The organism is Lactobacillus paragasseri (genome assembly GCF_003584685.1).
Classification (GTDB): Bacteria; Bacillota; Bacilli; order Lactobacillales; family Lactobacillaceae; genus Lactobacillus; species Lactobacillus paragasseri.
In genome coordinates, this window is the sequence record NZ_AP018549.1 from 880,210 (window position 1) to 895,134 (window position 14,925).

General features: G+C 35.4%; 9 protein-coding genes and 1 pseudogene. 8 read left to right on the forward strand and 2 right to left on the reverse strand.

The window, feature by feature from the left end; genetic code table 11:
* The first annotated feature begins 45 nt into the window (after positions 1-45).
* From LpgJCM5343_RS04300 to pyrR, 5 genes and pseudogenes are all read left to right on the forward strand, one after another.
* Positions 46-1,002: an aspartate carbamoyltransferase catalytic subunit gene (locus LpgJCM5343_RS04300; protein WP_101890655.1), complete on the forward strand. Its 957-nt coding sequence runs from the start codon at positions 46-48 to the stop codon at positions 1,000-1,002.
* Positions 1,002-2,279 (forward strand): dihydroorotase, encoded by a 1,278-nt coding sequence (locus LpgJCM5343_RS04305; RefSeq protein ID WP_048686885.1) that lies wholly within the window; start codon positions 1,002-1,004, stop codon positions 2,277-2,279. The genes LpgJCM5343_RS04300 and LpgJCM5343_RS04305 overlap by 1 nt, the downstream gene beginning before the upstream one ends.
* The gene (locus LpgJCM5343_RS04310; protein WP_077959024.1) at positions 2,276-3,364 is read left to right on the forward strand and encodes a carbamoyl phosphate synthase small subunit; all 1,089 of its coding nucleotides are present in this window, start codon (positions 2,276-2,278) and stop codon (positions 3,362-3,364) included. The genes LpgJCM5343_RS04305 and LpgJCM5343_RS04310 overlap by 4 nt, the downstream gene beginning before the upstream one ends.
* A complete protein-coding gene (gene carB / locus LpgJCM5343_RS04315; RefSeq protein WP_101890656.1) occupies positions 3,357-6,545 on the forward strand; it encodes a carbamoyl-phosphate synthase large subunit in 3,189 nt (1,062 codons plus the stop codon). Before LpgJCM5343_RS04310 ends, carB begins: the two co-directional genes overlap by 8 nt.
* A gap of 27 nt (positions 6,546-6,572) precedes the next feature.
* A pseudogene (gene pyrR / locus LpgJCM5343_RS04320) lies at positions 6,573-7,111 on the forward strand (bifunctional pyr operon transcriptional regulator/uracil phosphoribosyltransferase PyrR).
* Positions 7,112-7,224: 113 nt separating this feature from the next.
* Here pyrR and LpgJCM5343_RS04325 read toward each other — a convergent pair.
* A complete protein-coding gene (locus tag LpgJCM5343_RS04325; RefSeq protein WP_101890657.1) occupies positions 7,225-7,770 on the reverse strand; it encodes a cysteine hydrolase family protein in 546 nt (181 codons plus the stop codon).
* Between the two features lie 30 nt (positions 7,771-7,800).
* The gene (gene ppc, locus LpgJCM5343_RS04330) at positions 7,801-10,539 is read right to left on the reverse strand and encodes a phosphoenolpyruvate carboxylase (RefSeq protein ID WP_101890658.1); all 2,739 of its coding nucleotides are present in this window, start codon (positions 10,537-10,539) and stop codon (positions 7,801-7,803) included.
* A gap of 158 nt (positions 10,540-10,697) precedes the next feature.
* On the opposite strand from ppc, the gene LpgJCM5343_RS04335 reads away from it, so the two are divergent.
* The 3 genes from LpgJCM5343_RS04335 (at position 10,698) to LpgJCM5343_RS04345 (ending at position 14,902) form a co-directional block, all read left to right on the forward strand.
* Positions 10,698-11,369: a DNA alkylation repair protein gene (locus LpgJCM5343_RS04335; RefSeq protein ID WP_113576163.1), complete on the forward strand. Its 672-nt coding sequence runs from the start codon at positions 10,698-10,700 to the stop codon at positions 11,367-11,369.
* A 251-nt stretch (positions 11,370-11,620) separates the two neighbouring features.
* Positions 11,621-12,322, forward strand: coding sequence for an ABC transporter ATP-binding protein (locus tag LpgJCM5343_RS04340; RefSeq protein ID WP_162496241.1), 702 nt, complete (start codon positions 11,621-11,623; stop codon positions 12,320-12,322).
* 9 nt (positions 12,323-12,331) lie between these two features.
* Positions 12,332-14,902 carry an ABC transporter permease gene (locus LpgJCM5343_RS04345; RefSeq protein WP_101890660.1) on the forward strand — a complete coding sequence of 857 codons (2,571 nt, stop codon included), beginning with the start codon at positions 12,332-12,334 and terminating at the stop codon, positions 14,900-14,902.
* The last annotated feature ends 23 nt before the right edge of the window (positions 14,903-14,925 follow it).

Genomic DNA, 14,925 nt, shown 5'->3' on the forward strand with positions numbered 1-14,925 from the left:
AAGCAATTAAATGCTTCAGGCCTTTTGTTTTAGAAAGAATAAAAAATGGAAAAATTAAATCTTGTCAGTTTACCACATTTTGTTAGTGTAGAAAATTTAAGTGTTGAAGAAGTTGAAGCTTTAATTAAGCGAGCAGAGTACTTTAAAAATGGTGGAGCAACACCGCGTTTAACTCAGCCAGTTTATATTTCAAATATGTTTTTTGAAGATTCAAGCAGGACGCATACTAGTTTTGAAATGGCTGAAAGAAAATTAGGCTTAACAGTAATTCCTTTTGATCCAGCACATTCTTCAGTTAATAAAGGTGAAACATTATATGATACCTCGTTGATTATGGACGCTGTTGGGGTAAATATTGAGGTAATTCGTCACTCACAAAATGAATACTATCAAGATCTCATTCATCCAAAGAAGCATCAACATTTAAATATTGGCGTAATTAATGCAGGTGATGGCAGTGGACAACATCCTAGTCAATGCTTATTAGATATGATGACAATTCATGAACACTTTGGTCATTTTAAAGGCTTGAAAGTGGCTATTGTTGGAGACATTACTAATTCACGCGTGGCCAAAAGCAATATGGAATTGTTGACAAGATTAGGTGCAGAGGTTTACTTCTCAGGTCCTGAGTACTGGTATTCAAGTGAATATGATAAGTATGGAAAATATGAGAAATTAGACAAGCTAGTTCCTGAAATGGATGTCATGATGCTCTTGAGAGTTCAACATGAAAGACACAGCGGTGATCCGAATGAAAAGAGCTTTGATGCCAAAGCATATCATGAAGAATATGGAATTAATCATAAACGCTACCAAGAACTAAAGCCTGACACAATTATTATGCACCCAGGTCCGATTAATCACGACGTTGAATTAAGTGGAGACTTAGTTGAAAGCGATAAGTGTATGTTTACGCGTCAAATGCAAAATGGTGTGTTTATGAGAATGGCGATGATAGAAGTAGTTTTGCGTGGAAGAAAATTGGGAGGACTTAAGTAATGGCAACTGTAATAAAAAATGGAATAGTTTACCAAAATGGTCGCTTAATTAAAGCTGATGTCTTAATTGAAGGTAAAAAAATAAAGGCGATTGGAATAGATTTAGATGCAGAAAATGTCATTGATGCCCAAGGAATGCTTGTTAGTCCGGGATTAGTCGATGTTCATGTTCACTACCGTGATCCTGGTCAAACTTATAAAGAAGATATTAAAACTGGTAGTCAAGCTGCAGCACGTGGTGGTTTTACAACCGTCGGTGCAATGCCAAATGTTACTCCGGTTCCTAATACACCTGAATTAATGAAGAAGATGGTGGAGGAAAACCAGAGTAAAGGTGTAGTTCATATTTTTCAATATGGCCCAATAACTAACGATGAAACAACTGATATTATTCCTGATTATGCAGCATTGAAAAAAGCCGGTGCCTTTGCCTTGAGTAATGATGGCCACGGCGTACAAACTGCGCAAACAATGTATTTAGCAATGCAAAAAGCTAAAGAAAACAACTTAATCATTGCAACTCATGCCCAGGACGATTCGCTTTTTAACAAAGGAATTGTGAACGAAGGTATAACAGCAGAAAGACTTGATTTACCACCCGTTACTGAGCTTGCGGAAACTACTCAAATTGCGCGTGACCTACTTTTAGCACAAAAGACTGGAGTTCACTATCACATTTGCCATGTCTCAACTAAGACAAGCGTTGAACTGGTGCGTCTAGCTAAAGCACGTGGAATTAACGTAACTTGTGAAGTTGCCCCGCACCACATTTTATTGACTGATAACGATATTCCTAAAGACAATGGTTACTTCAAAATGAATCCGCCACTAAGAAATAAAGAAGATCAAGCAGCTCTTCTAGTTGGTTTGCTAGATGGAACAATTGACTTGATTGCTACTGATCATGCACCACATGCAAAAAAAGAAAAGCAGGGCGGCATGAAAGACGCTGCTTTTGGAATTACTGGAAGCGAAACGGCTTTTAGTACACTCTATACTAAATTTGTAAAAGAAGAAAAAGTTTTAAGGCTTGAGCAATTATTAGCACTTCTCAGCGACAAACCAGCTAAAGTGTTTGGAATTAAGAATGCAGGTGTTCTTGAACCTGGTAAAAATGCAGATATTGCAATTTTTGATATTGAGCATAAAACCAAAATTAAGGAAGCAGATTTTAAATCAAAAGGTGTAAATACACCATTTACTGGTCAAAAAGTATATGGTGAAACAGTGATGACGCTTGTTGACGGTGAAGTTGTATATCAAAGGGGAACAAAATGAAGCGCTATTTAATTTTAGAAGATGGTAGTATTTATGAAGGAGAAGCCTTTGGGGCTGACTGCGAAAGTAGCGGTGAAGTTGTTTTTACAACGGGTATGACTGGTTATCAAGAAGCAATTACTGATCAAAGTTATGCTGACCAGATTTTGGTTTTTACTAATCCCTTAATTGGTAATTATGGGATTACCTTAGCAGACTATGAATCACTTGAACCGCAAATTAAGGGTGTAGTATGTCATCAAGTTGCTCGTCATCCAGATAATTGGAGAATGCAAACAACTTTGCCAAAATTTTTAGAGAGATTAAATATTCCTGGCTTACAAGGAATTGATACGCGTGAATTGGTTAAGAAACTTCGAATTCACGGTACCTTAAAAGGAAAGATCACTGATTCTAAAGAAGACGCCACTAAGATTGCCCAAGAATTAAAAGAGCAAAACATTACTCAAGGTGTAATTAGCCGTGTTTCAACTAAGAACTCTTATCCAGTTCCAGGCTCTAAACGTAACATTGTTGTAGTTGATTTTGGAATTAAGCATAGTATTTTACGAGAGTTAGCTGAAAGAGATTGTAATTGCATTGTTTTACCTTACACTGCAAGCGCTGATGAAATTTTAAGTCTTAATCCAGATGGCGTGCTCCTATCTAATGGACCTGGAGATCCAGAAGAAATGGTTGAAGCTGCAAAGATGGTTCAAGAAGTTGAAAAACATGTTCCTTTGTTTGGAATTTGTATGGGGCACCAAGTTTTTGCACTTGCTAATGGTGCTAAAACCTACAAGATGAAATTTGGACACCGTGGTTTTAACCATCCAGTACGAGAAATTGCAACTGGAAATATTGGTTTTACTTCGCAAAATCATGGTTATGCAGTTGATCCTGCTTCAATTGATAAAGAAAATCTGATGATTACGCATGTTGAAGTAAATGACGGGACTGTTGAAGGTTTACGCCATAAAAAGTATCCAGCATTTTCAGTGCAATTCCACCCTGATGCAACACCAGGACCTCATGATGAAGATTCATTATTTGATGATTTCATGTCAATGATTGACCAAAGAAAGGAAGAAGAGCGTCATGCCTAAAAGAACAGATATTCATAAAATTATGGTGATTGGTTCTGGTCCAATTATTATTGGTCAAGCTGCTGAGTTTGATTATTCAGGTACTCAAGCTTGCTTAGCTCTTCGTGAAGAAGGTTACGAAGTGGTTTTGGTCAACTCAAATCCAGCGACAATTATGACTGATACAACCATTGCTGATAAGGTTTACATTGAACCACTAACAGTAGAATCAATTTCTAGAATAATTAGACAGGAATATCCTGATGCAATTCTGCCAACTCTTGGCGGCCAAGTTGGGTTAAACATGGCGCTAGCTTTGGCTAAAACTGGAATTTTAGACGAATTAAATATTGAATTACTAGGAACAAAGCTTTCTTCGATTGAACAAGCAGAAGATAGAGAAAAATTCAAAGAATTATGTAAAAAATTAGGCGAACCTGTTCCTCCTTCAAGAACTGTTAATACAGTAGAAGATGCTCTTGCATTTGGTGATGAAATTGGATATCCAATCATTGTTAGACCAGCATTTACGATGGGTGGAACTGGTGGCGGAATCTGCCATAGTCATGAAGAATTAGCTGAAATTGCTAAGAATGGTTTAGAGCTTTCTCCAGTGACTGAATGTTTAATTGAAAAATCCATCGCTGGCTATAAAGAAATTGAGTTTGAGGTAATGCGTGACCATGACGATAATGCAATGATCGTTTGCTGCATGGAAAATTTTGATCCAGTTGGTATTCATACAGGAGATTCAATTGTCTTTTCACCTAGTCAAACTTTAAGCGATAAAGAATACCAAATGCTTAGAGATTGCTCTTTACGTTTAATTCGTGCTCTTAAAATTGAAGGTGGCTGTAATGTGCAGCTAGCTTTAGACCCAAATAGTTTTGATTATGACGTGATTGAAGTTAATCCAAGAGTGTCAAGGTCAAGTGCTCTTGCTTCAAAAGCAACTGGTTATCCAATTGCTAAGATGGCAGCCAAAATTGCAATCGGAATGACTTTAGATGAAATTAAGAATCCTGTAACCGGAACAACTTATGCGGAATTTGAACCAGCATTAGACTATGTTGTCTGCAAAATGCCACGCTGGCCATTTGATAAATTCTCTAAAGCTGATCGTACTTTGGGTACACAAATGAAAGCAACCGGTGAAGTAATGGCAATTGGTCGAACTGCTGAAGAAGCAATGCAGAAAGCAGTAAGGTCACTTGAAATTGATGAAAAAGATTTATATTCAGAAAAAGCTCATCGGGCAAGTGATGAAGAAATTGAACAAAAGCTAGTTAGAGCACAAGATGATCGTCTCTTTTACTTAGCTGAGGCATTTAGAAGAGGGTACAGTTTTGAAGATGTACACGAATTAACGAAGATTAACTTTTATTTCTTAGATATTGTGAGTCATATGGTTGAAATGGAGAAGACCATTAAAGAAAATAAGGATGATCTTGAGACTTTACGTTTAGCTAAAAAATATGGCTTTAGCGATCCAACTATAGCTGCTTTATGGGATGAAAAGGCTGATCAAGTTAGAGACTTACGTAAAAAGCAAAATATCATTCCAGTTTATAAGATGGTTGACACCTGTGCAGCTGAATTTGAATCCAAAACACCTTATTTCTATTCAACTTATGATGGTGAAAATGAATCACATAAGTCTGGAAAGAAATCAGTTATTGTTATTGGTTCTGGCCCAATTAGAATTGGACAGGGAGTTGAGTTTGATTATGCCACAGTTCACTGTGTTAAAGCACTACAAAAAATGGGTTATGAAGCAATTGTAATTAATTCAAACCCGGAAACTGTTTCAACTGACTTTTCAATTTCAGATAAACTGTATTTTGAACCTTTAACATTAGAAGATGTCTTGAATGTTTGCGACTTAGAAAAGCCAGAAGGTGTCATTGTTCAATTCGGTGGTCAAACTTCTATTAATTTAGCAGCTGGTTTAGAAAAACATGGAGTTAAGATCCTTGGAACGACAGTTAAAGATCTTAACCGTGCAGAAGATCGTGAACTATTTGACCAAATTATTAAAAAGCTTCAACTTAATCAACCGAAAGGCTTAACTGCTACAACGCATGATGGCGTAATTAAAGCAGCTGAAGAGTTAGGATACCCAGTCTTAGTTCGTCCAAGTTATGTGCTGGGTGGAAAAGCAATGGAAATTGTTTATAACAAGAGCGAACTAGAAGAATATTTACATGATCACGTAGATATTGCAGCAGATCATCCAATTTTGGTTGATGATTATTTAGATGGTCGTGAATGCGACGTTGATGCAATTTGCGATGGTAAAGATGTACTATTGCCTGGAATTATGGAACATATTGAACATGCAGGTGTTCACTCAGGTGACTCAATGGCAGTATATCCACCACAAACATTTACTGATGACGTCAAAGAGAAGATTATGGACGTTACTCGGAAATTAGCGCTTACTCTTAATTGTGTTGGAATTATGAATATTCAGTTTATTGTTAGAAATGGTGAAGTTTACGTAATCGAAGTAAACCCTCGGGCAAGTAGAACAGTGCCGTTTTTGAGTAAAATAACTGGAATTGAAATGGCGCAAGTTGCAACTAGAGTAATTATGGGTGAAAGCTTAGCAGAGCAAGGCTACAGCGATGGTCTTGCTCCAGAGCCAGAAATGATTAGCGTTAAGGCTCCTGTGTTTAGCTTTAGTAAGTTGGCAGATGTGGATTCATATCTTGGACCTGAAATGAAGTCCACTGGTGAAGTAATGGGAAGCGACCATACCTTTGCCAAAGCACTTTATAAGGCCTTTGCAGGAGCAAAGATGCAGCTACCTGAAAACGGAAATGTTTTATTGACAATTGAAGATAGAGATAAAGATAAGATTTTACCAATTGCTAAGCGTTTTGCTAGAATTGGTTATCGAATTTTTGCGACAAAAGGGACAGCTGACTTTTTAAAGAATAATGGCTTGCATGTTGATCTAGTAACCAAAGTTCATGAGAACGAAAATGCAGATGATAATATCTTGAATGAACTGAGGGATGGGAAGATCGACTTAGTGATTAATACTATGGGACATGATATTGAAAAGAACTCAGATGGATTTATTATTAGACAGATGGCTATTCAACAAAATGTTCCCTTGTTAACTGCTCTTGACACAGCTGACGCGCTTTTAACTTCTCTTGAAAATAGATCATTTGCGACAGACGCCTTAAAATAAGAAATTCTTGATTAGGGAAGAGATACAATGGCAAAAGAAATTTGGGATAAGCTTGCAATGAAGCGAGCTCTTGTCAGAATTACGTATGAAATTATTGAAAGAAATAAGGGAGTAGAAGATCTAGTTTTAGTCGGTATTAAGACGCGTGGAGTGTATTTGGCTCGCAGAATGCGTGATCGACTTAAAGAGGTTGAAAAAGTCGACGTTCCATTAGGTGAATTGGATATTACACCTTATCGGGATGATCGGAAAAATGATTTTAGTCAGGAAAAAATACCTGATTTAGAGCCGATGGACTTAGATATTACTAACAAAAATGTTGTCTTAGTAGACGACGTTCTTTATACCGGTCGCACAATTAGGGCAGCGATGGGGATGCCTTGATAGCAAATGGACGACCCAAATCGATTTCTGTAGCTGTTTTAGTAGATCGAGGACATCGAGAATTACCGATCAAAGCTGATTTTGTTGGTAAAAATATTCCAACCTCTCTTAATGAACAAGTATCCGTTAATGTCAGTGAAATTGACGGTGTTGATAGTATTGAATTAATCAATTTAAAATAGAAATTTTAATCAAAGAAAATAAGCTGTATTATCTTCTAGAAAAAGTAATACAGCTTATTTTTCTTATTTAATTTTGTGACATTATCTCATAGTAATATTTTTCATTCATAACATTATATTACTTTTGCACCAAGTGAATTCTTGAAGTGGTCTAATGCCCATTCTTGTCCATGCTCGGTAAATGTTGTAACGCCTTTAGTTGGAATGGTGATGCCATAATTTAAATTATAGGCACTCACTGCGGTATGAAGTACACAAATGTCAGTACATACACCGGTTAGCCAAAGATCATCGATTTTACGTTCACGTAGGTAATTATCAAGATTAGTATTTTGAAAAGAAGAGTAGCGATTTTTATTAAACTTATAAATACGTTTGCTAGACTTATGACTTTCGTACCAGTCTTTTAATTTGCCATAAAGTTCTTGTCCCGGAGTGCCGACAATATTATGTGGCGGGAAAAGCTTGTATTCAGGGCTAAATTTATCTCCGGTATGACCGTCAGTTGGGAAAATAACGTAATCACCATTTTCATAAAATTTATCTGCAAGCTCAATTAAATAATCTTCCAAATCTTGGGCAGGTTTGCCGCAGGTAAGAGAACCATTATCTGCAATAAAATCATTAGTATAATCAATAATTAATAGTGCTTTTGTCATGTTGCTTTCCTCAAAATAAAATTCTTAAAACTATCCCGAATTACGTAAGCCAGAAGTTACACCATTGATAGTAATTGGTAAGATGCTTTCGTAAACACCAGCAATGTCATCAACACGATCCCGTTTAATCATCTCAATCTGAATGTAGTTAAGGATATTAAAGTATGGCATCCGGTAATTTAAACTCATTTGAAGGCTTGGATTATCAGCTAGTAGCTCCTTATTACCTTCAATTTGAAGAATAACTTCTTTGGTAAGTTTCCATTCTTGGTAGATAGTGTCAAAGACCTTCTTAGTATCTTCATCTTCACATAGGTCCGCATATTGCTTGGCGATATCCATGTTAGATTTTGATAAAACCATATCGACGTTAGAAAGTAGAGAGTGGAAGAATGGCCAGCCCTGATACATCTTTTGTAAAGTTTCTAAGTTGTGAGAATCGGCATCGATAAAATGCTTGAAGGCAGATCCAACACCATACCAACCTGGAAACATGATCCGACTTTGTGACCAGGAGAAGACCCAAGGGATAGCTCTTAATCCTGAGAAGTCAGTGATTTTCTTTCTTGCAGCTGGGCGAGAGCCAATATTTAAGTTGGAAATTTGTTTAATTGGAGTAGCTTGTAAGAAGTAGTCAAGAAAGGCAGGCGTTTCGAAAACTAATTTACGGTAAACTTTATTACTATCAAGTACAATCTTATCCATTGAATCACGGAAGCCACCAATATCATCTTCGCTTACGATTTGCTTAGAAACAATTCGGTCAATCGTTGCTGAAGCAAGCATTTCTAAGTTGTAATAGGCAGTATCTTGATTACCATATTTATTTTGAATGATTTCACCTTGTTCGGTCATTCGAATCCGATCATTAATTGAACCAAAAGGTTGAGCAGTAATGGCTTCATATGAAGGACCACCACCGCGGCCAACAGTTCCGCCACGTCCATGCATAAAGGTAATATTAACGCCTAATTTTTTGCCCATTGCAGTTAAATCTTTTTGAGCCTTATAGAGATTCCAGCAAGAAGCTAAGTAGCCACCGTCTTTGTTTGAATCAGAATAGCCGAGCATAATTTCTTGGTAATTGTTTTGAGAAGCAAGCCATTTTTTAACAATATCTAAGTTCAAAAACTCCTTCATGATTTCGCGGGAGTTTTCTAAATCTTCAACTGTTTCAAATAATGGAACTACTTGGATGCGGGCACCTTGATTGTCTAAAAGATCGTATTCTTTGAGCATAATTGCTTGCTCTAATAGGTCAGAAACGCTTTCCGTATGAGAAATAATATGCTGCTTAATTACGTCTTCGCCGATGCGATCTTTAAGTTGACGTGCAGTCTTGTAAATTTTTAATTCTTTTTGAAGTAGGTCAGACTTAGGCTTGTTATTAGCATGTAGATTACGTGGATCGTCATTTAGTTCTTTAAGTAGGACTTGAACTTTTTCTTTTTCTGGTAAATCACTGTAATTATCACAAATTCCAGCACTCTTGAGTAACTCAGCCACACATGCTTCGTTTACGCTAGAATCTTGCCGCATATCAATTGTTGCCAAGTGAAAGCCGAAAATATCAATTGCTTCTAAAAGCTCAGTAAAGAAACTTTTAATGACTGCCTGGTCATGATCTTGTTCAAGTGATTCTTTGATTGTAATTAAATCTGCTTTGAAATCTTGAGGATTATTATAAACAGGAATCTTATCTAAGTTTTCTAAGTCACGCTTTTTAACAAAACTATTTTTATCAGCTGTACCCAAAAGTTGGTATTCAGTATGAAGCAAGCGACTCTCAATATAGTAAAAAGCACGGCGATAAGGTTCATTGGTTCTAAATGGTGAGTCGTCGTTTGAGAGCTCTGAAAGTTTTTCAACAGCTGAGGAAGTTTTCATATAAGACGTAGACATTGAAATAGTGCGGTAAAGTTTATTTAGTTTTTTGATGTAATATTCAAAAATAACTTGGCTTTGTAAACCTGCACTTAGCTTTAAAGTATCAGCTGTTACATAAGGATTACCGTCCCGGTCGCCGCCAATCCACATTCCCATCGTAATTGGAGTTGCGCCTTTAAGATCTAAATTATGTTTTTTAGCTAATTCTTGATAGCGAGCCGTAAACTTGGTAATTGCTGGAATTAACGCCTTAGGATAGTATGCTAAAACATTAGTAATTTCGTTAGATACTTGCAACTTGTGACTACGAATAATATCTGTTTGCATTAAAATTTCAATATAGGCACGAAGCTTTTCAGTCCATTCAGCCTGATTGATAGTTCCATTCTTAACTTCACGATAGCTACGTAATAAGCCGTGAATCTGATCGGTTAATTCAAGAACGGTTTTTCTTTGAACTTGAGTAGGATGAGCCGTTAAAACTGGTACAACATTAACATACTTTAAGATTTCACGAGCGTTCTCTTTTTGTGCAACTAAATCAATTGTATCTTCAAGTTTGCCAAGATAATCTTGATCAGTATTATTGAGCAAGTTAACTTCACTTGCTAATTCCACATCTTCAGAAATATTAACTAATAAGGGTAGGGTTGCAAAGTAGCGGGCAACAACCATCATCTCTTGATTAGTTAAACCAGCAATTTGCTTTTCAAGAGCATCGTAGTCTTTTTGAGCAGAAATCTTGATCAAGTCTTGGATCTTATTAAAAACAACGTCGCCGCTCAATTGACGCGTACTTTCATTAAGCAAGTTGGTTAAAATCTTAACCTCTTCGGCAACCATTGCGTGGTCACTACTGTTTTCTAACTTCTTGATGGACATTAAAAAGTTTCCTCCTTTTTGTGAAAGATTTAACATAAGGATATCACAGATTTGTATATTTGAATATTAGTTTGAAACATAATTTTCTATGCTAAAATTTTCATTGATTATTATCTTTTCTAAGTACTAGATTTATTTTAACAAGTGAGGAAACTGAAGTGAAAGAAATAAGTAAGTATCAACGATTAAGAAAGAAATTAATCGAGAATAGTGATCCAGAACTAGCTAGACAAATGGAAAGCTATATGAGAAATAAGTTTAAATTTTATGGTTTGAAGACCCCAGAACGTCGGAAAAGCTATCATGATCTTATTAAGTTAGAAAAAGCGAATAAAAAAATTGATTGGAAATTTTTAGATCAAGCTTGGGCAGATGAACACCGTGAGGCTCAATACTTTGTTTGTGATTATTTAATTGCACTAGAAAAATATCTCAAATTTGAAGATATTGACCATATTTTTAATTATGTAAAGTCTAAACAATGGTGGGATACAATTGATAGTTTAATTAAGCCAATTGGAAATATTGGTTTAAGGGATGATCGAGTAACCGATTTAATGTTAGCTTGGTCAAAGGATGACGATTTTTGGGTCAGAAGAGTAGCAATTGAGCATCAGCTTTTGCGTAAAGATAAGATGAATGTTAAATTACTGAACGCAATTTTAGAAAATAATTTAGGCAGCTCCGAATTTTTTATTAATAAGGCAATTGGCTGGGCACTACGTGATTATTCAAAAACTAATCCAGACTGGGTAAAGAATTTTATTAGCAAGCATCATAATGAGCTGGCAATTCTTTCGATTAAAGAGGGAAGTAAGTATTTATCATGAAGTCTAGAGGTAATTTAAGCAAGCTTATGTTTTGTGTGTCTTTTTAATTTTAGCTGTTAAGCAGGGTAATATAATAGAAAGTTTGATTTTTAGTGTTTTGATAGTTATTTTTATTGCAGTAAAGTTTATTTTTAATAAGAATTAGTTGAACTACTAAAAAGTCTTTTCATATCAGTGCTTTTTATTCATATATTTGGTCAATTTTTCATACAATATATCTATAGGGATACTAGAAATAGGGGATGAATAAATTGGCTTTTATTGAATTAAGAAACTGTTCAAAGAAGTATGGCACGGGAGCAACTACCGTTTGGGCAAATAAAGATCTTAGCTTTGATATTGAGCAGGGTGAATTGGTAATTATTTTAGGATCATCTGGTGCCGGCAAGTCTACTTTATTGAATATTTTAGGCGGCATGGAGAATGTTACTGAGGGTGAAGTTATTGTTAATGGAAATAACATTGCGAATTACTCTGCTAAAGAATTAACCAAATATCGGAGGAACGAAATTGGTTTTGTTTTTCAGTTTTATAACTTGATACCTAACTTAACTGCTAAAGAAAATGTGGAACTGGCAAATGAGTTAGTGGCTAATCCGCTTGATGCAGAAGTTGCCTTAAAAGAAGTGGGACTTGAAAAAAGGATCAATAACTTTCCATCCCAGCTCTCTGGCGGAGAGCAGCAACGAGTTGCGATTGCGCGTGCCATTGCTAAGAACCCAGCTTTATTGTTATGTGATGAACCAACTGGAGCTTTAGACTATCAGACTGGTAAAAAAGTACTTAAGATTCTACAAGATCGTAGTTTAAAGAAAAAGTCAACAGTTATTATTGTGACGCATAATGCGGCTTTAGCTCCAATAGCTGACAAGGTCATTAGGATTCAAGATGGAAAAATAAAGCAAGTTGAAAATAACGCTCATCCCCAGGATATTGAAAAAATTGAATGGTAGGTGAGTGACATGAGTAAAAAAGTTTTATGGAAAGATGCTGTAAATTCACTCACTAATTCTTGGGGACGCTTTATTGGGATTATGTTACTAATGGCAGTTAGTGCTTTTGCCTTTATTGGCTTAAAGATGGCCGGTCCTGATATGAGATATACCGCCCAAAGGTATTATCGAAATATAAATTTAGCAGATTTAACAGTCAGTTCAAATTATGGTCTTGATAACAGAGATCTTCAGACGCTTAGAAATCACGCTAAAAACGCAACATTAGATTTAGGATATTTGCAGGATACAACTGTTAATAATTCTAAGATCAGCCTGCGTGTTTTATCAGAAACTAAAAGTGTTTCCACTAATCAAATAGTTAGTGGAAAGTTGCCAAACGAGAATAAACAAATTGCGATTAGTTATTTACTTAAAGATAAATATCGTTTAGGGGAATGGATTAAGTTAGATAATCATAATAATTTGAAAACTAATCGTTTTAAGATTGTTGGTTTTATTCGACCAAGCGAATATACGGATAAAAGCAATATTGGTCAAACTACTGTTGGAACTGGTCAGCTTTCAGGAATTGCAGTAGTGAAAAAGAGTGCTTTTAATTCTTCAAACTATAGTATTGCTCGAATTCGCTTTGATCAGACAAAAAATTTAGACCCATATTCTAGTGCTTATCAAAGGATCATTGATGATAAAAAGAAAAAGCTCACTAAAGCCTTAAGTAAAAATGGTAAAACAAAGAAAAAAGAACTTGATAAGAATTTAGTATTAGCTCAAAAGCAGCTTAATCAGGCTAGGCAACAAGTCGAATTAGCTGAAGGCAATGGCTTAAACGTAACTGAGCAAAAAGCTCAATTGGAAAGACAGGAAAGTAAATTAAGTAAGCAAAAGTGGCAAATTAAGCAATTGGGTAATATTTCTTATTATGTTAATAATCGTAAAAATGATCCGGGCTATGATACTTACCAGTCAAATTCAGAAAAAATTGAATTAATTACTGACATTTTCCCAGTTTTTCTATTTGCAGTGGCAGCTTTAGTCAGTTTTTCAACTATGACACGCTTCATTGATGAAGAAAGACAAAATATTGGTGTTTTAAGAGCTTTAGGATATAGCAAGTTTGATACTAGTCTAAAATTCATTGTTTATAGCTTAACAGCTGCTTTAACAGGCGTCTTAATTGGTGCAATTGGAGGCTACTGGCTATTGCCGCAGATAATATTTAATTCTTATACTGCTAATCTGACACTGACGAATTTTCAGACTTTATTTTCATGGAAGTATCTATTTTTAACTATCTTAATTGCAGTTTTATGTACAACGGGTGCAGCTTTAATTCAACTATTCTTGGTTTTAAGAGCAACAACAAGCGAATTATTGTTACCCAAACCGCCGAAGAATGGTTCGCGAATTTTCTTAGAAAGAATCAAACCACTTTGGCAACGTTTAGGCTTTAACTATAAAGTTACGTTAAGGAATATTTTTCGTTATAAAGTAAAAATGATCATGACAATTCTGGGAATTGCGGGATGTACAGGCTTATTGATGATGGGGTTCGGTATCCGTGATTCTTTAGCTGGTATTGGTCAAAAGCAATATGGCGAGCTGATTAAATATGATCTAATTGCGGTCGATAAAAAGGATTTGTCTGGAAATCAGAGCAGAAAATTAGAACAAAAACTTGATTCAAAGCAAGTAAATAAGTATTTGTCAGTACATTTTGAAAATCTTACTAAAAAGATCGATGGAACAAATCAAGATATTTCAATAATTGTGCCAAAAGAAGATAAAAATATTAACAACTACATTAATCTAAGAAATAGACAGTCAGGTCAAAAAATTAACTTGAATAACCATGGCGTGGTTATTTCTGAAAAGTTGGCTAATCTCTTGCATTTAAAGCCTGGCGATAAGTTAACTTTAAATACTAGTAATGGTAAGAAAGTTAAACTGCCAGTTAGTCGGATTTGTGAAATGTATATGGGACATTATGTCTTGATGAATTCAAATGTCTATGAGAGATATTTTGATCAGAAAATGAATACTAATGCCCAGTTAATTGAATTAAAGCCAGACGTTCAAACTGATGATTTTGCTAATTCGTTGATGAAAACTGGTGCAGTTAATGCAATTAATTTAAATACTAGCAATAAGCAAATAATTGATAGTCTAATTCAAAGTATGGATAAAGTAATGTTTCTGTTAATTGGCTTAGCAGCACTTTTAGCAATTGTTGTAATTTTTACCTTAACTACGACAAATCTAGAAGAGCGAATGAGAGAAATTTCTACTTTGAAAGTTTTAGGTTTCTATAATAAAGAAGCTAGTCTATATATTTATCGTGAGACGATTATTCTTTCAATCTTTGGTATTCTATTTGGCTTTTTAATTGGAAATTGGCTTCATAGTTTTATTATTGACAATTTGGCTCCGATGAATGCCATGTTTAGACCTGGAATTTTGATGAGTAACTATCTTTTGTCAGCAATAATCCCGTTGGCGATTACAGCAATCATGGCCATTTTCGTGAACCGTAAGATTAAAGATGTTAATATGCTTGAAGCATTGAAGTCACTGGACTAAAAAAGAACTGTGTGTATATCTAA